General features: G+C 38.0%; 24 protein-coding genes. 14 read left to right on the top strand and 10 right to left on the bottom strand.

The annotated features are described in order from the left end of the window. Positions 1-321 precede the first annotated feature (321 nt). Positions 322-1,218: a LysR substrate-binding domain-containing protein gene (locus KNQ97_RS00435; RefSeq protein ID WP_001047847.1), complete on the top strand. Its 897-nt coding sequence runs from the start codon at positions 322-324 to the stop codon at positions 1,216-1,218. Positions 1,219-1,455: 237 nt separating this feature from the next. Next, positions 1,456-2,352, top strand: coding sequence for a LysR family transcriptional regulator (locus KNQ97_RS00430; RefSeq protein ID WP_001983834.1), 897 nt, complete (start codon positions 1,456-1,458; stop codon positions 2,350-2,352). A gap of 60 nt (positions 2,353-2,412) precedes the next feature. Here the strand turns inward: KNQ97_RS00430 and KNQ97_RS00425 are convergent, their stop codons facing one another. The 5 genes from KNQ97_RS00425 to KNQ97_RS00405 all read right to left on the bottom strand — a co-directional run bounded on the left by KNQ97_RS00425 (position 2,413) and on the right by KNQ97_RS00405 (position 7,651). After that, positions 2,413-3,585 carry a thiolase family protein gene (locus KNQ97_RS00425; protein ID WP_000095308.1) on the bottom strand — a complete coding sequence of 391 codons (1,173 nt, stop codon included), beginning with the start codon at positions 3,583-3,585 and terminating at the stop codon, positions 2,413-2,415. A 65-nt stretch (positions 3,586-3,650) separates the two neighbouring features. Then, positions 3,651-5,060, bottom strand: coding sequence for a short-chain fatty acid transporter (locus tag KNQ97_RS00420; RefSeq protein ID WP_253611650.1), 1,410 nt, complete (start codon positions 5,058-5,060; stop codon positions 3,651-3,653). Between the two features lie 116 nt (positions 5,061-5,176). Continuing rightward, positions 5,177-5,818 (bottom strand): 3-oxoacid CoA-transferase subunit B, encoded by a 642-nt coding sequence (locus KNQ97_RS00415; protein WP_000312583.1) that lies wholly within the window; start codon positions 5,816-5,818, stop codon positions 5,177-5,179. 1 nt (position 5,819) lies between these two features. After that, complete coding sequence (locus tag KNQ97_RS00410) at positions 5,820-6,524, bottom strand: CoA transferase subunit A (RefSeq protein WP_001045564.1); 705 nt, start codon at positions 6,522-6,524, stop codon at positions 5,820-5,822. 245 nt (positions 6,525-6,769) lie between these two features. Beyond that, positions 6,770-7,651: a LysR family transcriptional regulator gene (locus KNQ97_RS00405; RefSeq protein WP_098732148.1), complete on the bottom strand. Its 882-nt coding sequence runs from the start codon at positions 7,649-7,651 to the stop codon at positions 6,770-6,772. 226 nt (positions 7,652-7,877) lie between these two features. On the opposite strand from KNQ97_RS00405, the gene KNQ97_RS00400 reads away from it, so the two are divergent. The 4 genes from KNQ97_RS00400 to KNQ97_RS00385 all read left to right on the top strand — a co-directional run bounded on the left by KNQ97_RS00400 (position 7,878) and on the right by KNQ97_RS00385 (position 12,386). After that, on the top strand, positions 7,878-8,390 hold the full coding sequence (locus tag KNQ97_RS00400; RefSeq protein ID WP_001121559.1) for a hypothetical protein: 513 nt from the start codon (positions 7,878-7,880) through the stop codon (positions 8,388-8,390). A gap of 444 nt (positions 8,391-8,834) precedes the next feature. Beyond that, positions 8,835-10,256: a GntP family permease gene (locus KNQ97_RS00395; protein ID WP_253611649.1), complete on the top strand. Its 1,422-nt coding sequence runs from the start codon at positions 8,835-8,837 to the stop codon at positions 10,254-10,256. A gap of 33 nt (positions 10,257-10,289) precedes the next feature. After that, complete coding sequence (locus tag KNQ97_RS00390) at positions 10,290-11,075, top strand: 3-hydroxybutyrate dehydrogenase (protein WP_103236540.1); 786 nt, start codon at positions 10,290-10,292, stop codon at positions 11,073-11,075. Between the two features lie 324 nt (positions 11,076-11,399). Continuing rightward, positions 11,400-12,386: an AraC family transcriptional regulator gene (locus KNQ97_RS00385; protein WP_001987950.1), complete on the top strand. Its 987-nt coding sequence runs from the start codon at positions 11,400-11,402 to the stop codon at positions 12,384-12,386. Between the two features lie 68 nt (positions 12,387-12,454). On the opposite strand, the gene KNQ97_RS00380 is transcribed toward KNQ97_RS00385, so the two are convergent. Beyond that, positions 12,455-13,798 (bottom strand): MFS transporter, encoded by a 1,344-nt coding sequence (locus KNQ97_RS00380; RefSeq protein ID WP_000848262.1) that lies wholly within the window; start codon positions 13,796-13,798, stop codon positions 12,455-12,457. Positions 13,799-14,127: 329 nt separating this feature from the next. Here KNQ97_RS00380 and KNQ97_RS00375 point away from each other — a divergent pair, with 329 nt between their 5' ends. From KNQ97_RS00375 to KNQ97_RS00355, 5 genes are read left to right on the top strand one after another with little or no spacing between them, the layout of a single operon-like run. Beyond that, the gene (locus KNQ97_RS00375; protein WP_253611648.1) at positions 14,128-15,378 is read left to right on the top strand and encodes a dienelactone hydrolase family protein; all 1,251 of its coding nucleotides are present in this window, start codon (positions 14,128-14,130) and stop codon (positions 15,376-15,378) included. A gap of 12 nt (positions 15,379-15,390) precedes the next feature. Continuing rightward, positions 15,391-16,176 carry an SDR family oxidoreductase gene (locus KNQ97_RS00370; protein WP_253611647.1) on the top strand — a complete coding sequence of 262 codons (786 nt, stop codon included), beginning with the start codon at positions 15,391-15,393 and terminating at the stop codon, positions 16,174-16,176. 43 nt (positions 16,177-16,219) lie between these two features. Then, a complete protein-coding gene (locus tag KNQ97_RS00365; protein ID WP_253611646.1) occupies positions 16,220-17,458 on the top strand; it encodes a styrene monooxygenase/indole monooxygenase family protein in 1,239 nt (412 codons plus the stop codon). Positions 17,459-17,486: 28 nt separating this feature from the next. After that, positions 17,487-18,017 (top strand): flavin reductase family protein, encoded by a 531-nt coding sequence (locus tag KNQ97_RS00360; RefSeq protein WP_000379602.1) that lies wholly within the window; start codon positions 17,487-17,489, stop codon positions 18,015-18,017. A 53-nt stretch (positions 18,018-18,070) separates the two neighbouring features. Then, positions 18,071-19,018 (top strand): transporter, encoded by a 948-nt coding sequence (locus KNQ97_RS00355; protein ID WP_021510765.1) that lies wholly within the window; start codon positions 18,071-18,073, stop codon positions 19,016-19,018. 58 nt (positions 19,019-19,076) lie between these two features. Here the strand turns inward: KNQ97_RS00355 and KNQ97_RS00350 are convergent, their stop codons facing one another. From KNQ97_RS00350 to antA, 4 genes are all read right to left on the bottom strand, one after another. After that, complete coding sequence (locus KNQ97_RS00350) at positions 19,077-20,135, bottom strand: AraC family transcriptional regulator (RefSeq protein WP_253611645.1); 1,059 nt, start codon at positions 20,133-20,135, stop codon at positions 19,077-19,079. 449 nt (positions 20,136-20,584) lie between these two features. After that, positions 20,585-21,619, bottom strand: coding sequence for an anthranilate 1,2-dioxygenase electron transfer component AntC (gene antC, locus KNQ97_RS00345; RefSeq protein ID WP_086222291.1), 1,035 nt, complete (start codon positions 21,617-21,619; stop codon positions 20,585-20,587). Between the two features lie 5 nt (positions 21,620-21,624). After that, positions 21,625-22,116, bottom strand: coding sequence for an anthranilate 1,2-dioxygenase small subunit (gene antB, locus KNQ97_RS00340; RefSeq protein WP_000076813.1), 492 nt, complete (start codon positions 22,114-22,116; stop codon positions 21,625-21,627). A 2-nt stretch (positions 22,117-22,118) separates the two neighbouring features. Then, positions 22,119-23,534, bottom strand: a complete 1,416-nt coding sequence (gene antA, locus KNQ97_RS00335; RefSeq protein WP_000204400.1) for an anthranilate 1,2-dioxygenase large subunit — start codon at positions 23,532-23,534, stop codon at positions 22,119-22,121. Positions 23,535-23,756: 222 nt separating this feature from the next. Between antA and KNQ97_RS00330 the strand changes: the two genes are divergently transcribed. The 3 genes from KNQ97_RS00330 (at position 23,757) to modB (ending at position 25,772) form a co-directional block, all read left to right on the top strand. Beyond that, positions 23,757-24,107: a winged helix-turn-helix domain-containing protein gene (locus KNQ97_RS00330; protein WP_031965311.1), complete on the top strand. Its 351-nt coding sequence runs from the start codon at positions 23,757-23,759 to the stop codon at positions 24,105-24,107. A 190-nt stretch (positions 24,108-24,297) separates the two neighbouring features. Continuing rightward, entirely contained in the window at positions 24,298-25,083 is a 786-nt protein-coding gene (gene modA / locus KNQ97_RS00325) for a molybdate ABC transporter substrate-binding protein (RefSeq protein ID WP_253611644.1), read from the top strand. Then, positions 25,080-25,772, top strand: coding sequence for a molybdate ABC transporter permease subunit (gene modB / locus KNQ97_RS00320; RefSeq protein WP_000971579.1), 693 nt, complete (start codon positions 25,080-25,082; stop codon positions 25,770-25,772). The genes modA and modB overlap by 4 nt, the downstream gene beginning before the upstream one ends. Position 25,773 lies beyond the last annotated feature (1 nt).

Raw genomic sequence — 25,773 nt, 5'->3', positions numbered from 1 at the left:
TTTCTAAAAGTTATCTTTTCAAGATCTCTTATTTATTTTTATGATGGCTTTTTATTGTTTGATTTAAATAATTTTTTTAGCTGAATCGTACTTATGTTCATCTCTTGTCTCGTGAAAACAAAACCTATTATTTTCTTATCTTCTTTTCTATGTCAGAATTATTAAATACTTAATTTTATAGATTGGCTTTGTCCTTTCACTTCTCGCATTTTTGCAGGTACTCCCTATGTTTTATCATTCTTTCTCATCACTAAATTTATTTATGCTACTTCCCAAAAATATCAATTAATAAAATTACAAATCTAAAAGGGAATAGATAAGATGAATTTAGAAGTCCGTTGGGTAGAGGATCTCCTCACATTAGAACGTGAACGTTCAATCTCAAAAGCAGCAGAGAAAAGATTTATTAGCCAGTCTGCATTTACTCGAAGAATTCAACAAATTGAAGAAATGATTGGTGCTGAAGTCATTATTAGGAACAACAAAAACAACATCGAATTTACAGACATTGGTCGAATTTTATTAGTGATGTCTAAAAATATTGAAAAACAGGTAGAGGAGACCGCAAAACTAATTAAAAATATTAAAAATGAAACTGAATCGACCATTCGTTTCTGCGTTGTTCATTCTTTAGCCTCTGGATTTTTAACTACTTTTTTAAAGAAATTTCCTACACTTATTCGTGATTTAAAAATTGAAATTGTCGCAACGAATAGTGGAGAAGGCCTGTCTTTGTTAAAAGAAGGTGCTTGTGACTTTATGATTTGCTATGCAGATAAAAGCAATATTAGAAAAGTTGGGGATGATATTTTAAGTGGTATCAAAATTGCTGAAACGGTTATTGTACCGGTTTCTGCAACTGAACCTGACCACAGTCCTAAACATACAATACAAAGTAATTTTGCTCTGCTAGCGTATAGTAAACACGCGTACTTAAGAAAATTGGTAGATCAACTGATTGAAGGTAAGCTTGTATATAAAACGTTATATGAAACAGATAATGCCACCAATTTAAAAGAGCTGGTTTTACAAGGTTTAGGAGTTGCTTGGATTCCAAAAATTAATGTTGAAGAAGACCTTGCAGCCGGAAAATTAGTCATTTTAGACCAACAAGAATATTGCCTTGCTCAAGATATTTATATCTTCAAAAATAATTTGAGTGATAATAAGTCGGTACAGAAAATATGGAATGGTTTTAAAGGCCAGCAAGACCTATAACGTCTACTCATTTGAAATGATGAAGTACACGATATTTATATATAAATTAAGCAAATAAGTAGATTATGCTTTGGTCTTTACGATGAAAGGCAGTATAAAGCATTGCCCCTTGTCTAAATTCTTTGATAATTTAGAGTAAATTTCAATAAGTCAAAAGTAGAGTATAGGAGTATTTATCTCTTTCATACCTACTTTGAACTTATTTCAATGGATTATTGAGTCCAAGCGGAGACAATTTTGTTTGATCTAGACAGTAGATTATTAAATATTTTTTATCATATTTATCGGTTCAAAAGTGTTTCAATGGCTGCAGATGCCATTGGTTTGACACAGCCGAGCGTTAGTAATGGTCTAAACAAAATCCGCCAACATTTTAATGATCCTTTGTTTATTCGAGTCGGTAATGAAATGATTCCGACTGAACTGGCAAAGCAAATTTTTCCGCTCATTAGTGAAGTTATTGATAAGGTTGAAAGCATTAATAATTTTAATGTGAACTTTGATCCGTTGACCTCAGATCAGTTGTTTACGATTGCGATGACTGATGTATCTCATTTGGTTTTGTTGCCGCAATTAACCAATTATTTAAAAGAAAAAGCCCCTTTGATTCGTTTAAATATTAGGCCTATTACACCAGAAACTAGCTATCAAATGGCAAACGGCGAAATTGATCTAGCCATAGGTTTTTTACCGCAGTTAGAAGAAGGTTTTTATCAGCAGAAGTTTTTTCGGCAACACTATGTCGTAATTAGCTCAAAAAGCCATCCACGTTTAGACCCAAATAATTTCACTTTAGAGGATTATATGCGTGAATCTCACATCGATATTGATGCGGGTATTGGGCATTATCACATTAAAAATGAGCTGCAAAATAAAGGACTGGATCGAAATATTTTAATTCGCTTACCAAGTTATTTAGGGGTGGGATTGGTCGTTCAGGAAACAGATGCGATTGCCACTGTGCCATATTATTTAAGTCAGGTTTTATTGGTTAGAGAGAACTTACAGATTTTACCGGCACCGCTTGATTTTCCAACTTATGATGTTAAGCAACATTGGCATATGTCTTGTCACCACAAGAGTAGCCATAAATGGTTCCGTCAAACCTGTTATGAGCTATTTAAAACTGCTTAAGAGTTTTAATTATAAAAAAGAAGATGTAAGAAAATCCTTACGTCTTCTTTTAATTTTAAATTAAATTTCAATCGCAACGGCTGTTGCTTCACCACCACCAATACAAAGGGCAGCGACACCTTTCTTTTTACCTAAGCGTTTTAATGCATAAATAAGAGAAAGGATAATTCTTGAACCTGTAGCACCAATTGGATGGCCTAATGCACATGCACCACCATGGACGTTTACTTTTGCTTCATCAATTCCTAGCTCATGAATTGGTGCCATTGCCACCATTGCAAAAGCTTCATTAATTTCCCAAGCATCTACTTCATCAACAGACCAACCAGCACGCTCAAGTACTTTTTGAATTGCACTAATTGGAGCAATTGTGAATTCGCTTGGATGCTGAGAGTGAGTTGAAGTTGCCACAATTTTTGCTAAAGTATTTAAGCCATGGCTTTGAGCATATTCTTCAGTGGTAAGTACTAATGCAGCTGCGCCATCAGAAATAGAGCTTGAGTTAGCGGCTGTAATTGTGCCGTCCTTGCTAAAAGCAGGGCGTAAAGTCGGAATTTTCTCAAGATTTGCTTTTAATGGTTGCTCATCTTGATCAATAACTTCGACACCTTTACGGGTTTTTACTTCAACAGGAACAATCTCTTCTTTGAAATAACCTTCCGTAATCGCAGTTTGCGCTTTTTTAAGTGAAGAAATTGCAAAGTCATCCATTTGCTCACGGGTAAAGCCTTTGGTATTTGCCATGTCTTGAGCAAAAGAACCCATTAAACGACCTGTTTCTGCATCTTCGAGGCCATCTAAAAACATATGGTCCTTAATTTCGCCGTGTCCCATACGATAACCACCGCGAGCTTTAGGCAAAATATAAGGTGCATTCGTCATAGATTCCATGCCGCCAGCCACAATAATATTGGCACTGCCTGCTTTTAAGGTATCTGATGCCATTAACACCGCTTTCATTGCAGAGCCGCAAAGTTTATTAATGGTCACAGCTCCGACATGATCAGGCACGCCAGCTTTGCGCATGGCTTGACGAGCAGGGCCTTGACCAATACCTGCACTGAGTACGCAACCGAAAATCACTTCATCTACTTGTTCAGGTTTAACACCCGCACGTTGGATCGATTCACGGATGACAGCAGCGCCAAGTTCTGGAGCAGTTAGAGAAGATAAACTACCCTGAAAACCACCCATTGCAGTACGGCTACCTGAAACTATAACAATTGAACTCATCTTAATATCTCTTATTGGTGTATTTGCTAAATTTGCCTTTAGCCTAAACTAAAGGCGCCACTAAATTAAAAAGTTGGAGGGGTATAGCTGAGCGTTCTACCAAAGAACCACAGCAAGAATAAAACTAAAGGAAAATGCACAACGAGCTGAGTCACTGTAAAACCAATCACATCTTTTGCTTTTAGTTTTAAAATGCCTAACATTGGAAGCATAAAGAATGGATTGATTAAGTTTGGTAAAGCTTCGGCTGCATTATAAATTTGTACAGACCAGCCCAAATGAACCTTTAAATCATTTGCTGCTTGCATTACATATGGGGCTTCAATAATCCATTTTCCACCACCTGAAGGTACAAAAAATCCAAGTACCGCAGAGTAAATTCCCATCACAATTGCAAAGGTTTCTTTTGAAGCGATTGAAACGAAAAACTCGGCAATATAATGTGACAGCGATAAGTCTTGGCTATTTAAAGCTTGGGTCATAATAAAGGCGATACTTCCGTACAGTGGAAATTGAATTAAGATGCCCGATACTGCCGGAACTGCTTTTGCAACAGCATTTAAAAAGTTCCGTGGTGTGCCATGTAAAGCTAACCCAAGCATTAAAAACACGAAGTTGTAGGTGTTGAGACTTGAAATGGCAATGATGGGATTGCTTTTTGAAAATTCAAAAAACATCCAGATTAAGCCTAAAACCACCACAATAATCGTTAAGATAGGCGAATTTTCTAACCAGTCACCTGGACGAGTAGATTTTGCTTCATTTGTTTTTTCTTCTTCAAATTGCACATCAAAACTATCAATGGTTTTAACGCTATTGCCTTTTGGGGCAGACCAATATGCAATAGCGATTGAAACAATCACTAAAATAATGGTCATTGCAATTGATTGCCAAAGGAAAATCGTTTCGGTAAATGGAATAACACCAGTCAGATTATAAATTGACTCAGGTAAACTGGTTTTATTTGCCTGAAGCTGTGCTGCTGATGAACTAATTCCAAGAGCCCAAGTTGCTCCCATACCAATGATTGCGGCTGCCGCAGCAGCACGATAATCCATATTCAGCTCTTTACGTTTTGCTAATGCGATCACTAAAAGTGCAGTAAGAATCGTACTTATTGCCCAATTGACTAGTGAAATTAATAAACTAACGGTTGCCACCAAAACAATAGCACCACGTCCAGAACTTGGAATACGCGCCATTTTTTGGATCAGGAATTTTACGGGCTTAGATACAGAAACAACATAACCTACAATAATGAGCATAGTCATTTGTAGGGTAAAGGGAATAAGACTCCAGAAGCCATTACCAAATGAGGTCGCTACATCATGGATTGGAGCACCAATACCTAAAGCGGCAACAGAAACAATAATGACGCCAAGCAGAGCAAAAATATATGAATCAGGAAACCATTTTTCAGACCAGTCACTAATCCGAAGAGCAAATCTTTCAAAAATTCCTTGCCGTTTTTCCATAGCTGAAAAAATCCTTCTCATTCTTATTTATAGACAGCACATCCGGTGCTTGATAGGGCTAAGACTCAAGCTCACTTACTAACTTGAGTCTTGTACAGCTAACTAAGCCTTAGAATTTACGCGACTAAGGTTTTATAAAACTCAACACCTGTAGCAGCTTGAATTTGTTCGAGCGTTACGTCTTTAGCCAGTTCAATGAGCTCTACACCTTGTGGCGTAATATCCATTACGCCTAAGTCTGTAATTACGCGATGAACAACACCTTTACCTGTTAAAGGCAAACTACAGTTTTTCACGATTTTTGGTGTACCGTCTTTTGCGCAGTGTTCCATAAGAACAACAACTTTTTGAACACCAACAACCAAGTCCATTGCACCGCCCATACCTTTGACTTTTTTACCCGGAATCATCCAGTTCGCTAAGTCTCCTTTTTCAGAAACTTCCATTGCGCCTAAAATTGCAATGTTGACATGGCCACCACGAATCATGGCAAAAGATTCTGAGCTTGAGAAAAAGGCTGCACCAGGGCGAGCAGTAACCGTTTGTTTGCCGGCATTAATTAAATCGGCATCGACAGTTTCTTCAGTCGGGAATTCACCAATACCTAATAGGCCATTTTCAGATTGAAGCCAAACATTAATATTTTCAGGAATATAATTGGCAACAAGGGTAGGTAAGCCAATACCTAAATTGACATAAAAACCATCTTCAAGTTCTTTTGCAGCACGTTGTGCCATTTCATTACGTGACCAAGCCATTTTATACTGCCTCCGTGCTTAAAGTTTTATGCTCAATGCGTTTTTCAGGTGATGTATTTAATACAATGCGGTTCACATATATACCTGGTAAATGAATTTCATCCGGATCCAATTCACCAATTTCAACCACCTGTTCAACTTCTGCAATTGTAATTTTTCCAGCCATTGCGCATTCGGGATTAAAATTCTGAGCAGTTTTACGAAATACTAAATTACCTGCCTTATCTGCCTTATATGCTTTAACAAGAGCTACATCGGCCGTTAAAGATTCTTCTAAAATGTAATTTTTGCCGTTGAAAATACGTTCTTCTTTACCTTCAGCAATGAGTGTACCTACGCCAGTTTGTGTGTAAAATGCTGGAATTCCAGCACCTCCAGCACGTAACTTTTCAGCTAAGGTGCCTTGTGGGGTTAGTTCAACTTCTAATTCACCATTTAAATATTGGCGCTCGAATTCTTTATTTTCACCCACATAAGAAGAGATCATTTTTTTGATCTGTTTGGTTTGAAGCAATATACCTAAACCGAAATCATCTACACCTGCGTTATTCGAAATACATGTGAGACCAGTCACACCACTTTGCTTAACTGCAACAATTAGTTTTTCCGGAATTCCACACAAACCAAAACCACCAACAGCAAGTGTTTGATTGTCTGCAATTACATCTTTCAGTGCTGCCTCTGCGTTGGCATAAACTTTATTCATTCTGTTGTTTTCCTATATCCCTTAGTGTTTCTAGTTTTAGCATCACATTTTGTGTTATAGAAGTTAATTTTTTTAAATGATTAATAAGTATAATCAATGAATAATATCAAATTAAGTACAAAACTTAAGACGCATATAAGCTAAAAAATTTAAAAATTACTCTACAACATATTGAAACTTATAAAAATTAAAGAATTTAACTTATCCATAAGCTTAACTTATACTAAAAGACAATCTTTAATTTTTTAAAATTTATATTGAACGAGCGCCTCAATAAATTGAGCAGAAATATTTGAAATTTCAAAGTTCTTTTTATAAACAATTCCTACTGTTTTATGAATGGCTTCATCTTTTAAATCAATCAGAACGTTATGTTCTTTATCAATGTGTTTAGCAAAATGCCTTGGAATTGCACTTACCCCAATTCCATAAGCAACGAAACTTGAAAGAGATGAAATTTGGTGGCATTCAACTTTTAAATCGAGCGTTATATTATTTCTTAGACAGTTCTGTTCAACTAAATATCGAACAATTGAAGGTTTTTGCAAGGTTACAAATGGATTTGAACAAAGCTCATGCCATGTAATAGACGGTGATTGAGCAAGCGGGTGGGTCTTTGGCAATAGAGCTAAGAAGTCTTCTTCAAACAACGGTTTAAACTCTAAACCTTCGGTGAGATCAGGTTCAAAACAAATACCAAGCTCAAAAATACCATCTTGTACTTTTTCTATAATGGTCTCATTTGGAATATCGTGAATTGAAAAATTAAGATTGGGGTGGACGGCTAAAAATTGATAAATCACCTCTGGCAAAATTGCATGGGTCACAAAGGGCATTGAGGCAATACTTAATGTTCCGCGATTGAGTTTAAAGCGCTGTTTAACATCGTTTTCCATTTCATCCCAATTGGCAAGGAGTTTTTTTGCATATGGAATGAGCGATTTGCCTTCTTGGGTAAGTTCAACACGGCGTGTATTACGGTTAAACAGTTTACCGCCTAATTCTTCTTCTAAGCTTTTGATGGTAAGACTTAAAGCAGATTGGCTGAGATGTAACTCTGAAGAAGCATTGGCATAGTTGAGTGTACGCGCAAGGGCCAAAAAAGCTTTTAGTTGTTTAAGCGTCATTTCTTTCCTTTAAATTACTCAACTTACCTAGAAGAGTAATTTATACGAAAATTTGCCTAATATGATGTTTTTTGACAAAAAATTATGAAAAAGCAAGTAGAGCTCAATGTGCTGAATTACTTTAGTAAATTTTTCTAGCTGAATTAATCAGTGTTTTTAGCAAAGTATGTTGAAACGCAGGATCCAGCTGCTACTATTTGGAAATATCAGCTAAGGAAGGTTTAGGTTGCCAATTATTATTAATCTAATAAAATTTAGCTTTTTATTTTGTAATAATATTATGTCTTATACAACAGTACATATGCGTCATACGAGTAGTGGGTCAAGTAGTTCTAGAGATGCCAAAGATGTCTTTATATCTGGTTGCCGTAATGATTTTGATTTTAGTCAAATTACTCCTGAAAAAATCAGTAAATTAAGTAAAGAAAATCAAAATTATTTTCATAAATGTGATGATGCGATCAATAATAAATTGTCAGTAGATTCATTAGTTTATTACTCATCATTTATTTTACCTATTATTTGTATCCTTATTTTTATAAGAATAGGTAAAAAGCATTATCGAATTGCTGAAGAAAAAATTAAGAATGCAAAATACCCGGTAATTTTTGCTAGAAAACCAGAAAATAATCCCTCTAATTCAATGGAGATCGCACTAGTAATCGGTGGGGTACTGGCAGCGCTAATCTATATATTAATTTATATTGTTTATATTATTATAGTAGAAATTAAATATTAAAAGTACATAGTAGAAAATCTTTAGAGAGATAAAAAATTACCGCTATCTATTTTTTTTATTTCTTATAAAAAATTACTGATCTCAACTAATAAAATATTTATTAAATTAATTTAAAAAATATATTATTCAATTGGCTTTATTAAATAATATAGAAACATTAATCTAATTTACTCAATAATTAATAAGTTTTATAAAACAATAATATTTTTTTAATAATTAAATTTTACCAAGAGAGCCAAATAAGTTCTTGTATTTTATTGGTATTTAAAAATTTCAATAAATTACATTGTTTTTAAATATTTTAGTGATATTTTATTTTTAAGCTCATTTACCTATTACCATCCATAGATATTGTGATTTTTATCATTATAGGTTTGGGATAACCTAAATATCTTTTGGTAATTTTATTGAACCTAATATCTATTCTTTAGGGAGAAAGAATATATGTGGGAATTATTTGTAATTCTACTTTCGCTTGGGCTGTTGATGTATACAGCTTACAAGGGCTTTTCTGTCATTCTTATGGCACCAATTTGTGCCTTACTTGCAGTTTTACTCATTAACCCAGCCAATGTTTTGCCGTTTTATTCGGGTGTTTTTATGCCTAAAATGGTGAACTTTATTAAAGATTACTTTCTTGTGTTTTTGCTGGGGGCAATTTTCGGTAAAGTCGTTGAAATGTCAGGAATTGCTGAGTCTATTGCTCGAACCATTGTGAGATGGATTGGGGCAAAAAAAGCAATTTTAACGGTTGTATTACTAGGTGCAATTTTAACCTATAGCGGTGTTAGTTTATTTGTTGCTGTATTTGCAATTTATCCCTTTGCAAACCAACTATTTAGACAAGCGAATATTCCAAAACGTTTAATTCCAGGAACCATCGCGCTGGGTGCATTTACATTCACTATGGATGCATTGCCCGGTACACCACAAATTCAAAATGTAATTCCGACCACTTTCTTTGGCACCAATATTTATGCCGCGCCATTTCTAGGAATTATTGGTGCTATTTTTGTTCTATGCATGGGTTTGGCTTACTTAGAATGGCGTCGCCGAGCTGCTGCAAAAGCTGGCGAAGGATTCTCGGGTTTTGGCGTAGACAATACGCCATCTCAAGAAATTGAAGCCGATATGAACTTGCAAAATAATGTAAGTACGGCTCGTCAGTTTTTAGCATTTGTACCTCTCATTCTTGTTGCCGTAATGAACAAATATTTGTCTAAAGCAATCAAAGAGTGGTATCCAAATGGTTTTGATTTTGCCGCAGTTGGATTAGCGGATTACACCGTAGACGTCGCAAAAACTGGTGCGATCTGGGCAGTTGGTCTTGCGCTGATTGTCGGGATTATTTCCGCAATTTTATTTGATTACCAACGTGTAGTGACGAACTTTAAAGAAGGCATTAATGCCAGTATTGGTGGCTCACTTTTAGCAGTGATGAATACCGCATCTGAGTATGGTTTCGGTGCAATTATTGCGTCATTACCGGGCTTTGCCATGATTAGTCATGCAATGAGCAGTACTTTTACAAATCCACTAGTAAATGGGGCTGTGACGACAACTGTTCTAGCAGGTATTACCGGTTCAGCTTCTGGTGGTATGAGTATCGCTTTAAGTGCGATGGCTGAACAATATAACGCCGCGATTTTAGCTGCGGGTATTCCACCAGAAGTCATGCACCGTGTGGTTGCGATGGCGTCAGGCGGTATGGATACGCTTCCGCATAATGGTGCTGTTATCACTTTACTCGCTGTTACAGGTTTAACCCATAAACAATCGTATAAAGATATTTTTGCAGTCACAGTAATTAAGACATTAGCGGTATTTGTGGTGATTACGGTCTTTACCGTAACGGGTATTGTTTAAATCAGCACGTTATAAGTATTAAGGAGTAAATAAATGACAAAACTTTTAGACGGTAAAGTCGCTTTTATTACAGGTTCTGCAAGTGGTATCGGTCTAGAGATTGCTAAGAAATTTGCTCAAGAAGGTGCCAAAGTTGTTATATCTGATATGAATGCCGAAAAGTGCCAAGAAACGGCGAACTCACTTAAAGAGCAAGGTTTTGATGCCTTATCTGCACCATGTGATGTGACTGATGAAGATGCTTATAAACAAGCCATTGAGCTTACTCACAAGACCTTTGGTACGGTTGATATCTTAATTAATAATGCTGGTTTCCAACATGTTGCGCCTATTGAAGAATTTCCAACGGCTGTTTTTCAAAAGTTAGTTCAAGTCATGTTAACTGGGGCATTTATTGGTATTAAACATGTTTTTCCAATCATGAAAGCTCAAAAATATGGTCGTATTATTAATATGGCTTCAATTAATGGCTTGATTGGTTTCGCGGGAAAGGCAGGTTATAACAGCGCTAAACATGGCGTAATTGGTCTAACAAAAGTTGCCGCATTAGAATGTGCACGTGATGGTATTACGGTAAATGCTTTATGTCCGGGGTATGTAGATACACCATTGGTTCGTGGGCAAATTGCAGACTTGGCTAAAACCCGTAATGTAAGTTTAGACAGTGCACTTGAGGATGTAATTTTGGCAATGGTTCCTCAAAAGCGTTTACTCTCTGTTGAAGAAATCGCTGATTATGCAATTTTCCTTGCGAGTGAAAAAGCAGGTGGGGTAACAGGCCAAGCTGTCGTGATGGATGGCGGTTATACGGCCCAATAATTTAATTGTTTTATGAAAGCCGCTTATTTTATATAAGCGGTTTTTTTACTCGATAAAAATTTACGATCGTCTGCTGTTCAAAATAATGCTTTATCTCTACTATAAGTTGTTATAAAAAACTAAGAAAATAAGTTCGTTAGGGTATAAATTTATACTTTAAAGGTATTTAACTTATTTCCATTTTTAAAATTTAATAGAGTATGAGAAAGTAATATTTACGCTATTTCCTGATTAGATATTTTCAGGAAAACTCGTCAATTAAAGGATATTAATTGGCATACAAGTTGCTTTTTTAGCAATAAGTTTTAGCTAGGTGAAAAGGATATGATATCACTCAGCCAACAGATGGAACTCAATCATTATTCCCGCAAAGCTGAATTTGCGCAGAATCTGATGTCCACAATTTGTGGTGAACACCGTCTAGACACAATTTACAAAGATAATCTCGATTTCCACTATGACGGAATGCGTTTGCCCAATAAAAAAATGGCAATCGGCACAATCAGTTATGGTGCAAACGTCGCTATCAACATCTCAAATTTAAAAGCTTATAGCATTAGTTTACCTATACAGGGGCGACAAGCTCTCAACATTCGTGGTGCACATTATCAATCTGATGAAAACAGAGGCCTAATTGTTTCAAATAATGATCAACAAGATCTGATTATCGATAAAGACTGTAGAAAATTTCAGGTGGTTATTCCTGAGCGAAGTATGCAGATTGTCCTTGCAGATTTACTGAATAAACCTATAGAAACGCCTATCATTTTTAACCCTGAAATGCACTTAGACTCTGAGCAACTGATTGGAGCGTGGTGGAAGAATATTCAGAATTTTTTACAGCTAAAATCGCAATATAGCAATTTTTATGGTTTACAGATGTTATCTGAAGACTATGAAAATTTTGTAATTAAAGCCTTACTATTATCTCAAGAAAACAACTACTCTGAAGCTTTAAAGTCACTCTCACATCAAGATGAGCCAGCTTATATTCGAAAGGTTCGTAATTTTATTATTGAACATGCTCACGAAGAAATCTGTGCAGAAGACTTGCAGCGTTTGGCTGGGGTTTCAAAATCAAAATTGTATGATGAGTTTCAACAGTACTATGGCACCAGCCCAATGTCGTATTTGAAAAAATATCGTCTTCAACAAATTTACAAAATCTTGAGCACTACAGGAGCAGATAAAAAGGTTTCTATTTCAAAGCTTGCGTATGACTGGGGCTTTAACCATTTAAGCCGTTTTTCTCAAGAATATCGTGAAGAATTTGGAGAAAACCCAAGTGAGACCAAAGGCAAAATTTTCTGATATTTAATTTTCCAAATAAAAAAACTGATTTAGGCAACTTAATCAGTTTTTTATTTATCGATTAATATTTATAGACTTTCTTCGAGCTTTAACACTTGTTTGTGTTTAGATTTCTCATAAATTACTTTTAGGCTAAGTGCAATAAATGAGATGAAGGTTGGTATTGCTAGAATAAAGAAAATACCGCTTAAGCTTAGGTTGAAAGTGAAAATGAGCGAACCAAAGAAAGCGCCTAAAATTGCACCGATACGACCGATACCATGCATCCATGAAACACCAACCGCGCGGCATACTGCTGGATAGAACATAGCTGCAAGTGGCAGTAATGAAGACTGTGCACCAGCGAGTAAAGCACCAATTAAGAAAATAGTAAGACCCAATAAGAAAATATTTGAGCTCACCAAACCTGCAACAATGAATAGGACGAAAGCAATCAGATATGAATATTTAATCACTGTAGTTGGGTTCAGTTTATCCATGTACCATCCCATAATGGTTGCGCCAATTACACCACCAAAAGGGAAAATCGCGGCAATTAAACTAAACTGTTGGGTACTGAAACCTGCTGTTTTTAAAATCGTTGGCATCCAGCTTGTTAAAAGATAGAACACCAAAAGACTAGTAAAACAGCAGAGCCAAAGCATGCTTGAACCCCAAAGATATTTTCCTAAAACTACTTTAACCGGATTTTCATCCGATGCAGTTTCTGCTTGAGTTAAAACAAGTTTTACAGGCTCTTGAAAAGAATGACCTTGAATGTTTTCTAAGATACGCTGTGCTTTATCTTGTTGATGACGTGTAATTAAGTATTGCGTTGATTCAGGTAATTTAAGTAATAAAGCAACCACTAAAATTAGGGGAATGCTTCCGCCAATAATAATCACTTTGGCCCAGCCATAGCTTTCTAATAGATAAGCTGACAACACACCGCCACAAGAAATACCCAGCATAAATCCACAGCCAGCAAGACCTGTAAGAAATGCTTTACGTTTTACAGGCATATATTCTGAGACAATAGTACTGATGTTTGGCATGGCCGCGCCTAGACCTACACCTGTAATAAAGCGATAAATCATTAAGTCTTGAGTTGAATTGGCAAAGCCACACAAAATGGTAAAAATGGAAAACAAAAGGCTTGTAAAAACAATAACACCTTTACGGCCAAATTTATCGGCTAAGGGTCCCGAAATGATTGCACCAATTGACATGCCAACTAAGGCTGCACTTAAAACTGGTGCAAGTTGAGGCTTGGTAATTCCCCAGTCATCTAATAATGCCGGAGCAACAAAACCAATAATTCCCGTATCTAGACCATCACAGAAAAAGACAAAAAAGCCTAGGATAAAAACCACCCACTGTAAGGGAGACAGTTTTTCGCGATTGATAATCGTATTCGCATCTATCGTTTTCATATGTATTCCTTCTTGAAATTATTTAATTCCCTGAGTAATTCAATGTATTCGTTACAAAACCTGTATCTTTGATTGAACTATTTTTAGCCAGTCTTCACTATCCTATAAGTCCTAATCTTCATCCATTTTTTCCAAATTAGATAAAAAGCAGTAATTTAATTTTTTAATTTAAGTTTTTGAAATATAGATGTTTCTTTGTTTTTAATTTTTATCCAGTTTGATTGATTTTGATAATTGCGCAGAGATTGGATAATGCTTGCAGCTTTTGGACAGTCTAAAAAAAAATTCGGATAGAAGATAAAGCCATAACAATGTCAGGAGTTGACACTATGGCTGGTCAAACCATTCAAATTAAAACTGCATCTGGAAAGCAGTTCAGTGCATATCTAGCGACACCAGAAACAAGAAAAGGACCTGGTGTGGTGCTTTGTCAGGAAATCTTTGGGGTGAATGCAGCAATGCGGGAAAAGGCAGATTTTCTTGCAGAAGAAGGCTATACCGTTTTAGTTCCTGATCTATTTTGGCGTGTAGCACCTAATATTGAACTCGGTTATACACCAGATGATTTTCAAAAAGCTTTTGAACTTTATCAGCAATATGACGAAAACCTCGGTGTTGAAGATATTCAAGACAGCTTAGCTTTTTTAAAGACACGACCAGAATGTGATACCTCTACAGGTCTCGGCGTGGTTGGCTATTGTTTAGGTGGAAAGCTAGCTTATTTGGCAGGCTGTCGACTTTCGGAAGTGGCATGTGCCGTAGGTTATTACGGTGTAGGTATTGAAAAAGCCTTAGATGAGTTAGCTAACGTAAAAGGGTGTTTGGTTTTACATATTGCAGAACTGGACCAATTTACACCGCCAGATGCGAGACAAGCGATTGTCGATGCAGCTAATCAATATTCAAATGTGCAAGCTTATGTTTACGAAGGCGTTGATCATGCCTTTGCACGACCAAAAAGCAACCATTACCACAAACCTTCAGCACGCTTTGCTCACGAGCGTACAGTAACAGCTCTACATGAAACGATTGGACCGAAATATGACCTAGTCGCACTCTGGGAAGAGCATATCCGTCATGAGTTCGATACGCGTGACGTCCCCGCAACTATGGCAACAATGGTCGCAGAACCTTATGTCAACCATATTCCAACGTTAACTGGTGGGGTAGGCCAAAGCCAGCTTGCTCGTTTTTATCAGTATCACTTTGTTCATCAAAACCCGAAAGATATGAAGATCACTTCGATCTCTCGTACGGTTGGCTCAACGCAAGTGGTAGACGAGTTCATTATGAGCTTTACCCACGATGCTGAAATTGACTGGTTATTACCGGGTGTAAAACCGACTGGTAAATATGTCGAAATTCCAATGTTAGGTGTAATTCAGTTCAGAGGTTCAAAGCTGTGCCATGAGCATATTTACTGGGACCAAGCGTCTGTACTTGTTCAAATTGGTTTATTAGACCCAACAGGCTTACCAGTAGCAGGTGTCGAGACAGCGCGAAAACTTCTTGATGAAGACCTTCCTTCCAATACGTTGATGCCATCTTGGTCAAGTAGTGAAGGCAAGCCAGTTAGTTAAGGAGTATTTGCAATGAATATAGATTTAAAAGGAAAAGTTGCTGTGGTGAGCGGCGGTGCAACACTGATTGGTAAAGCTGTTGTGCAAGCCTTAGTCAGTGCAGGTGCTCATGTCGCTATTTTAGATATTGATGCAAAAGGTAAGGCGATTGCCGAAAGCTTTAACCATGATGTGATGTTTATTCAAACCGATTTAACCAGCGATGCGGCTATTCAACAAGCTGTGGCAGATATTCACCAACATTTAGGTGAAGTGAGTTACTTGGTGAATTTGGCATGTACCTACTTAGATGACGGTTTTAAATCTTCACGTCAGGAGTGGTTACAAGCACTCGATCTTAATTTGGTCTCTACCGTTGAGCTGAGCCGTGCTTTATACAATGACCTAAAAAAGCAGCAAGGTTCAATTGTTAACTTTACTTCCATTTCAGCCAAAGTGGCACAAACAGGGCGCTGGTTATATCCGGTTTCTAAGGCCGCGATACGTCAACTCACACAAAGCATGGCAATGGATTTTGCTGCCGATGGTATTCGCGTCAATTCGGTTTCTCCGGGTTGGACATGGTCTCGTGTCATTGCAGAAGTCAGCGGTAATAACCGTGAAAAAGCCGATAGCGTGGCAGCCGATTATCACTTACTAGGCCGATTGGGTCATCCCGAAGAAGTCGCCAATGTTGTTTTGTTTTTATTGTCATCCGCTGCGAGTTTTGTCACCGGAGCAGATTATGCGGTCGACGGTGGCTATTCAGTAATGGGCCCTGAAGGATCACAGCCCGCTATTCCACGTTTAGCCGAATAGCACAGCGTTTTAAAAGCACATTTAGAAAATTATGGAGAAGATTATGCGCCGTATTGCAATTGTTGGAGCAGGACAGTCTGGTTTACAGCTTGGTTTGGGGTTATTAGATACAGGTTACGAGGTAACCATGATTACCAACCGAACTGCCGATGAAATCCGTCAAGGTAAAGTCATGTCAAGCCAGTGTATGTTTCATACCGCTTTACAAACTGAACGTGACTTGGGACTAAATTTCTGGGAAGAACAATGTCCAGCCGTAGAAGGCATTGGGCTAGCTTTAGTTAATCCTGAAAATGGTGGTAAAGCATTTGAATGGAGCGCTCGTCTTGAGCGCTACGCTCAATCGGTCGATCAACGCGTCAAAATGCCATATTGGATGGAAGAATTTGAACGCCGTGGCGGTCGATTGGTGATTCAAGATGTAGGAATAGAAGAGTTAGAACAACTCGCAAACGACTACGAGCTTGTATTGCTCGCGGCTGGTAAAGGTGAAGTTGTTAAACAGTTTGAACGTGATAATGTACGAAGTGTTTTTGATAAACCGCAGCGCGCTTTGGCTTTGACCTACGTCAAAAACATGAAGCCAATTTCACCTTATTCACGTGTGACTTTTAACATTATTCCTGAAGTCGGGGAATACTTTTCATTTCCGGCACTAACCATCAATGGGTCTTGCGACATTATGGTGTTTGAAGGTATTCCAAACGGGCCAATGGACTGTTGGCAAGATGTGAAAACACCAGAACAGCACCTGCATTGTAGTCTGGACTTACTCAAGAAATTTGTGCCTTGGGAATATGAACGCTGCGCAAATGTTGAATTAACTGATGCTGGCGGTTATTTGGCAGGGCGTTTCCCGCCGACGGTACGTAAGCCCGTTTTAACCTTACCGTCTGGCAAAAAGATTTTTGGCATGGCAGATGCCTTAGTGGTCAATGATCCAATTACCGGTCAAGGCTCAAACAATGCGGCTAAGTGTAGCAAGATCTATTTTGATGCCATTTTAGCCAATGATAATCAAAGCTTTAGCGAACAATGGATGGTTCAAACTTTTGAACGCTATTGGGCTTATGCAGAAAAAGTCGTGGCTTGGACCAATAGCTTGTTATTACCACCAGAGCCTCATGTCGTTGAACTCCTAGCAGCTGCAAGCCAGAACCAGAGCATTGCTTCAATTATGGCCAATAACTTTGATGACCCGCGCGCCTTTGCTCCGTGGTGGTTTGATGCAAATCAGGCTCAAGCATTCTTAGCTTCAAGAAACACAGCAAAAGTGGCCTAAGGTCAAAATATCAAAGGGAGATTTAAAAATGGACACAATTGACACTTTAGCTTTACAAGCGATTAATGCCGAAAACCCAAGAGAAATTCGTAATTTGCTTGGTCAGTTTGCAACTGGCGTTACCGTGATTACCACTCGTGGTAAAGATGGCCGGAAAATAGGCATGACAGCCAATTCATTTTCATCTCTGTCGTTAGATCCGCCATTAATTTTGTGGAGCCTTTCAAAAACGGCGCCAAGTTTGCCTGATTTTGTAGAAGCTGAATATTTTGCTATTCACATGTTGGCACAAGAGCATCATCAGCTTTCGGGACATTTTGCTCGAGGTGCCGAAGACAAATTTGCAGGCATTGCTCATCAACAATGCAATGCTGGCGTGCCAATTTTAACTGATGCACTCGCAACCTTGGTTTGCCGCAATGTAAATCAGTATGAAGGCGGAGATCACCTGATTTTTATTGGTCAAATTGAACAATACCAACAACGCCAAGGTGAACCATTGGTATTTCACGCAGGAAAGTATCGGATTGCCGCTGAGCATCCAGAATTAGCACATTAATTCACCACAATCACGATCAATCCGGTCGTGATTTTTTTATAGGAAATAAGAAGATGAAAAGCACTTTAATTAAACATGGCTTTTTAGCAGGGACATTATTAGGTTTGCCGTGGGTTACATATGCCTATGATTTACCGACCGTAAATTTAGGCATGACTAGCTTTCTCGATGGTGGATTACCTGCAGGGCCCGGCTGGTATGCTCAAACCTATTTTCAAAATTACGATAGCAATAAACTGGTCGATGCCAATGGGCAAAAACTAGGTTTACCTAAAACAGATTTAAATTATCAAGTACTGGTTGAACAGATTAGTTATTTATCAAATGTTCGAGTAAAAGATAAAGCCAGTTTAGGCATGAATTTTTTAATTCCTTTTGTCAGCAAAATGGACATGGATGATGGCTTGAATAATGCTGCTATTAAGGCCCAAAGTGGCTTTGGGGATATTATGATCGGACCTTTTATTCAGTTCGATCCAGTCATGGGTGCGCAAGGGCCGAAGTTTGTACATCGTTTTGAGTTTCAGGTGAATTTACCTACTGGCGAATACGACCAGCAAAAAGATATTAACCCAAGTAATAACGCTGTTTCATTTGACCCGTATTGGGCTGCCACATATTGGTTTAATCCCAAATGGACTGCGTCAACACGTATCCATTATCTCTATAACTTTAAAAATGATGACCCAAGCTATGCGTTTGCAGGTGCAAATGATATGCAAGCTGGGCAAGCAATTCATGCAAACTTCGCAACAGACTATGCCATTACTGAACAGTTCCGCTTGGGACTAAATGGCTATTGGCTAAAACAAATCACTGACACTGAAGTGGATGGTGAAAAAGTTAAAGGTAGACGTGAGCAAGTCTGGGCAATTGGTCCGGGGGCGATGTATAGTTTTTCTAAAAATGATCACTTGGTTGCAAATGCTTATTTTGAGCAAGACGCTGAAAACCGCCCAGAAGGTACGCGACTACAAGTTCGTTATGTTCATCATTTCTAAGTCATAAAAAAAGCCTTTTATATCAAAAAATATAAAAGGCTTTTATCTATTTTTTAGTTTAAGAAAAAATTGAAGTAATTAAGCCTGAGCCTTCATTTTGACCAGATCGGCGAGTAGACGAAGGTAACTCACCATAACGGCGTTTGTACTCTTGTGAAAAACGGCCTAAATGGGTAAATCCCCATTTAAATGCAACGTCAGTGACAGATAGATTTTCATTGTGCATGAGCTCTAAATGGGCTTGTTCAAAACGTAATTCTTTTAAATAAGACATTGGGGTTGTCCCCAAATAATTTTTAAAACCAGTAAATAGGGTTCTTACGCTCACGCCTGCATGCTCGGCCAGAATTTCGACATTAAGCGGCTCATGCAAATGTTCTTTAATATAGGCTTCTGTACGCTTCACGAAATAAGGAGATACCGTTTTTTCTTTATAATGATCAAGCTTATGTAATGCATTGTTGGGTTGACCATAAATCAGTGCATTAAATAGATTTGACTCAAATTGTTTAAAGGCTAATGGATGATGGAGCGGGTGCTGATCACATGCTAAAGCATCCATCAATGTTCTAACGAGCTGTAAAAAATAGGCTCCACCTTGGGTAGAAAAATCTAATTTAGGGTCAAAAACGAGTAAGTTATTCTCTGAATCCGCAATGTGTTGACGGCAATGGTAAGTAAAATCATCCTTTGACACTTTTAGAATAAGCTGGGGTGAGTTCGCATGCCAGCACATACGTAAAGATTGCTGAGGTGAAATAAGAGAAGCAACTTGAGAATAAGAAATAAACTTTTGCGAACCAAACTCGATTTCTGCATAGCCTTGAGTTGGAATCTGAATTAAGTAAAAGTTATCAAGATGATCTGGTTCAATAATGACATCTGCGCCATATTCCAAGCGGCTAATAGACAATGCGCCTGTTTTAACATGGTGCATAGTTGCACTGAAATCTCGCTTCTGATGAGGGATTTTAAGATCATGCGGTTTAAAAATTTGGCCTACATTTCGGCAGGTTTCGCTTAAATCGTGGTGATCGAACACCAAATTATGATCAGTAAAGATCGGCTCATTTTGAAAATGACGTCCATTGAGTTCGTGGGAGTTGGCTTGGTTCATATTTATCCCTTTTGGCTCACTCCTGTATTTACCTATGTTGCAAAAGTTTTAAACTTTCACTGTGCAATAAGTAAATACGGCACTTAAAAATTAAGTTAAGCGTAAAATACAATGAGATATAAGCAAGATATAGACCAATCTAACCGCTAGTTATTGTGATTTTCTCAAACTTTTACGTCGGATTTTGTCCATCAATTTAATACATTCGAGAAATAGAATAGGGGGATATAAAAGGTGCTATAACTTAATCTCATCATGATCTTATTCCTTAAGATCTATCAAAATTTATAACAAATCCGTGCGAACTGGTCAATTTATTTTGTCGGAATTCATTATTTTATATTATTGATATATAAAAGCTTTTAATTTAAATGCAAAAATTCAATATACCCCTTATAAGAGTATATTGAATCATTTCAGGTTTAGTAGTTTTTAAGCTATTTATACTTTTAACGTGAGGTATTGCTCTGTAAAAATTTCTCGCTGTAGATACGGTAGTTTTGCAGAGCTTGCTCATCTAACCAATTTTTAACGGCTTCAATCATTGGCGGTGGGCCACATAAATACATATCAAAAGCTTGCTCGGCCAGTTGATCTTTATTTAAGTGCTCATGGATATAACCGGCTTTACCTTGCCAAGTTTCCGTTGCCTTAGTCACAATCGGGTGATAACTAAAGTTGGGTAGCTGTTCTGCATAGGCCTGTAAACGCTGTTGTTCACACAAGTCGGTTTCACTATTTACGCCGTAATACAACTGAATTGCAGGCGAGTTAGGCTGATCAACCAAGTTATCAAGCATTCCCAAGAAAGCTGATAAACCAGTTCCACCCGCCACAAAAACCAGCGGTCGCTCTACTTCACGTAAATAGAAACTACCAAGCGGTGCTTCAATAAGTAGGCTTTGTCCAACCTGACAACGGTCACGTAAGTAATTACTCATCACACCGTCTGGTAAGAGACGAATGAGAAATTGCAATTGATTGGTCGCATTTGGTCTATTTGCAAAAGAATAAGAACGCCAGTCTTCAGTATCTGGTATTTGCAAACGAGCGTATTGACCTGGCAAAAACTGAAGTTGTTCAGCATGACTGCTCGCATCAAGATGTAAAATTGCTGTTGTTTCTGAAACCAGCTCAACCGCAGTCACTTTGGTTTCAATTTTTAAGGTATCACCAGCATTGCAAATAGCAGAATCATGATCGAAATAAAAAGCTGCATCTGATTTTACACGCGTCTGGCAAGCTAACATTTTTCGCTCGGCCAAATCACGTTCACTTAATGCATCTTCATCAACATATTCTTGTTCATAAATGCCGGTTTCACACTGTCCCTGACAGGTACCACAAACACCTTCGCGGCAGTCTAACGGCAGGTTAATTCCTTGACGAACTGCTGCATCAAGCAACAATTCGTCGTTATTTACCGAAATGAAAAAGGTTTTGCCATCGGCAAAGTTAAGTGCAACTGAATGTCCCATTTTCATTCCCCTTAAACGTGATAGAAGTCTAAAACGGAATCAATTTTGTCATTCAGCAAAATGCTGTGCTGACGACGAATACGGAAACCATCTGCGGTTTGACGCAAAAGATAAGTAGCGTGTCCGTAAAAACAGCCTTCTAAACCTTGACGATTATAAAGCGTTTGCCATGCAACTTTTGCTTCGATAAGACCATCTTCCAGTGTTTTAACTCGGATGTTGTTTATGCTGTGCAAAGTACGTGGTAACGGAGTTGCAGATGCTGCTTTACCTGTACGAATACGGAATACACGGTCTTCAAGGCCTGTACGGTCCGCATAATAAATATAAGACAAGCCCTGATTTGGATCTTGAACATAATTATGGTCATCAATCCACTGTGGAATATGATATTCACTATCTTCATCGTAAAGCTCTAGGTAGGCATCCCAGTCATAAGCATCACAAAGCTCTGCCTTTTTGTACAAAAACTGAGATACAGCAAAATGTAGTTCTTGTGACATGGTTACACCTCATCCATTACGGCATTGTTTTCAAAAGTAATATCCTGCATTTTCAATGCTTTTTTATTTAAGCCATCGAGCATGAGACGTTGCCAGTGTCCATGTTGATTTACATAGAGTCCTTCATGGGTAAACTCTCGGCCAGTAATAACGGGTTGAATGCCTAAATCTTGTGAGTTTTTGGTCGCGCCATATTCCCAAGACTGACAACCACGCGAAATATCGCTCCAACGTTCCAGCCGTGCCTGAAAACCTTTTTGTTGCTCACGGAATTCAACTAGATCATCTGGTGTACCAAGGCCCGACACATTAAAGAAATCTTCAAACTGGCGAATACGGTTACGGCGTGCTTCAGCAGATTCGCCTTTAACCCCTATGCATTGGCTGATGACTTCGGTTTTATTCCATGCCACAGGGCGAACAATACGAAGCTGTGAGCTAATTTGATCCATAAAAAATAGGCTAGGGTACAAGTTCAAATTTCTTAAGCGATGCATTGCCCATTCAGCATATTTTTCGCCATATTTTTCAACCATATATGGCATAACTGTGCTGTAGCCTGGACGAACTGTCGGATTTGGCATGTCACTGAATAAAACACTGTGGCCATTCTTAAAACTAAACCAGCCATCGTCAGTTTCTGAGTCACCTGCACCTAATTTGCTGTAGTCGAGCGTGTCGAGTTCGGCACCTTTTGATGCATTGACTTGCTGACGGTGTTGAACTGTAGAGACATAGTTATAGTGAACGGTACTTACATGATAACCATCTAGACCATTTTCATTTTGTAGCTTCCAGTTACCTGCAAAGGTATAAGATGACTTACCTTGTAATACTTCGAGCTCACCTGTTGGCGACTGGTTAACCATTAAATCAAGGAACAGTTTTGCATCGCCCAAAAAGTCTTCTAGTGAATCTGTTGCTTGAGTATCAAGGCTTACAAATACAAATCCACGATAGCTGGCAATACGGCCTTGTTTTAAACCACGGCTTGATTTATCAAAATCTTCACAATATTCGCTAGGCGCTTTGACTTTAACCAAACGGCCATCTGATTTATAACACCAAGCATGAAACGGGCAGGTAAATGTAGATTGATTGCCTTTAGCAACGCGTGTTAAGGTCGCACCGCGGTGTTCACAAGCATTGACCATCGCGTGTAATTCGCCTTTACCATCACGGCTTACAATAATCGGTTGGCGGCCAATTTGAACGGTTAGGAAATCATGATTGTTTGGAATTTCACTTTCGTGACATGCGTAAATCCAAACCTTTTCAAAAATAAATTCCATTTCCAAGTCAAATAGTTCTGGCTCGGTAAACATGTCGCGTGCAATACGGAACACGCCATCGTTAGGACGGAAGTCGATACATCCATCTATAAAATCATTCCATTGTTTTAAATTAGATGAGGTCATTTACTCAATCCTCCAATCAATCAGCTTTTAACTGATTGAACCGCGATTAAGCATTGCTCTCTATCCGTTTTTTCCAGATCTTTATCCACTTTGTGCAGTTTTGATTTTTTAATTGAACTCTTTTGAAGAAAGAGTAGAGATTTAAATTTGTATGTGTTTTAAGCTATTAAAGTTTCCTATAATGTTAAGCAGCATAAAAATGAAACTTTGTGAACTAAGTCTATGAAAGAACAAAACTTAAAATTACAAATTAGAATTCTTTTAGAGCAAAATATTGCATTTGGTCCGGGTAAGGCGGATTTACTTGAAGCAATTGCGAGAACTGGTTCAATCTCACAAGCTGCAAAATCTATGAATATGAGCTATCGCCGTGCATGGCAGTTAGTCGACACCATGAATCAATGCTTTGAAACAGCTTTAGTGGAAACACAAACGGGGGGAACACATGGTGGTGGGGCAGCTGTTACAGCTTTAGGCCAGAAAGTCTTACAGCATTACCGTCAAATGGAAAACAATGCCCGACAAGCTTTAGAGCATGATTACCAAATCATGAGTAGTTATTTAAAAGGTTAAGATAAAAGATTGCATAACGATGAAATCTTTTAATTTGGTATAGCTTTTGCTTAATATCAAGTACACGCCGAAAAAGCACTGCTGCATTCCAGTCATCTATATTTAATGAATTATGCTTTTCATAATCTTCGTGTAGCGCTATATTCTTGGGTATATATCGCTGCAAAAAAACACAAAAAAGGTAAACATAATGGTAAGTGATACGAAGATAAAAAATTTGTCTTTCGCCTGTTCAGTCCTCAGCATCGGATTGGTCTTTAATGTTCCAACCAAGGCTGAATCAGTTACTGTTTATGCAGCAGCAAGCTTAACGAATGCAATTAACGATTTAGAAAAAATTTATAAAAAACAGAATAATATAGAAGTTAAAACTTCATATGCGGGTTCATCAACCTTAGCTAAACAAATTGAAGCAGGTGCGCCGGCAGATATTTTTATTTCAGCAGATACACAGTGGATGGATTATCTGCAAAATAAAAAATTAGTTGCAGCAAATGACCGTATAAATTTATTAGGCAACCGTCTGGTTCTAATTACCCCTAAAGGGCAATCATTAAACATAAAACTAGATAAAACGACCGATCCCAATAGAGTGTTTACAGGAAAGATTTGTACAGGAGATACCAAAAGTGTGCCTATAGGCAAATATGCTAAACAAGCTTTTACTAATTTAGGTTGGTGGAATCGTATTGAGCCAAAGTTAGTTGAAACAGAAGATGTTCGAGCTGCTTTAAACTTTGTTGCGCGTGGTGAATGTCAGGTCGGTATTGTCTATGCAACCGATGCTGCAATTAGCAAAGACGTGAATGTAGCTGGCATATTTCCAGAAAATACGCATTCACCAATTATTTATCCTGTAGGGATAATTAAAAAGAACTCAAACTCAGCAAAGTTCTATCAATTTTTACAAAGCAACCAAGCTAAAGCTGTCTTTAAAAAATATGGCTTTAGTGTGTTGGCTCCAGTCAAGCCATGATGTTTTCTTTAACCCCAGAAGAGCTCAGTGTACTGCAACTTTCTTGTAAGGTGGCAGCAAGTTGTCTTGTGGTCAGTATTATTCCTGCAATTTGTGTGGGATGGTTTTTGGCACGTAAAGACTTTTGGGGTAAGTCATTCATTGAAACATTGGTATTTTTACCTTTAGTGCTACCGCCAGTGGTTCCTGGTTATTTGCTTTTACAAGTTTTTGGGAGCCGCGGCATTATTGGGCAATATTTGGCGCCACTCGGAATTAATTTTGCATTTAACTGGAAAGGCGCCGTTCTTGCTTCGGCAGTGATGGGTTTTCCACTATTGGTGCAATCTATTCGTCTAGCGATTGAACTGGTCGATCAGCGTTTAGAAATGGCAGCAAAGACATTAGGAGCTTCATCTTTAGGGGCATTTTTTCATGTTACTTTGCCTCTTGCCAGCAGTGGCATTTTAATTGGTGCTATTTTATGTTTTTGTCGCAGTTTAGGAGAGTTTGGGGCCACCATTACTTTTGTGGGGAATATTTCAAATGAAACACGGACTTTGCCTCTAGCCATGTATAGCTTAATGCAACAACCCGATACAGAAGCTGCTATTCAAAGGCTTATTGTTTTATCGTTAAGTGTAGCTTTTCTGGCATTATGGTTTGCCCAGTGGTTTCATCGTTATCAAAAGAAGCGTTTAGGGCGGTAAA

It is taken from the genome of Acinetobacter sp. UC24323, assembly GCF_024151445.1.
GTDB classification, from domain to species: Bacteria; Pseudomonadota; Gammaproteobacteria; order Pseudomonadales; family Moraxellaceae; genus Acinetobacter; species Acinetobacter baumannii.
Note: the sequence above shows the minus strand (reverse complement) of the source record. Positions and strands in the feature narration are given on the sequence as shown.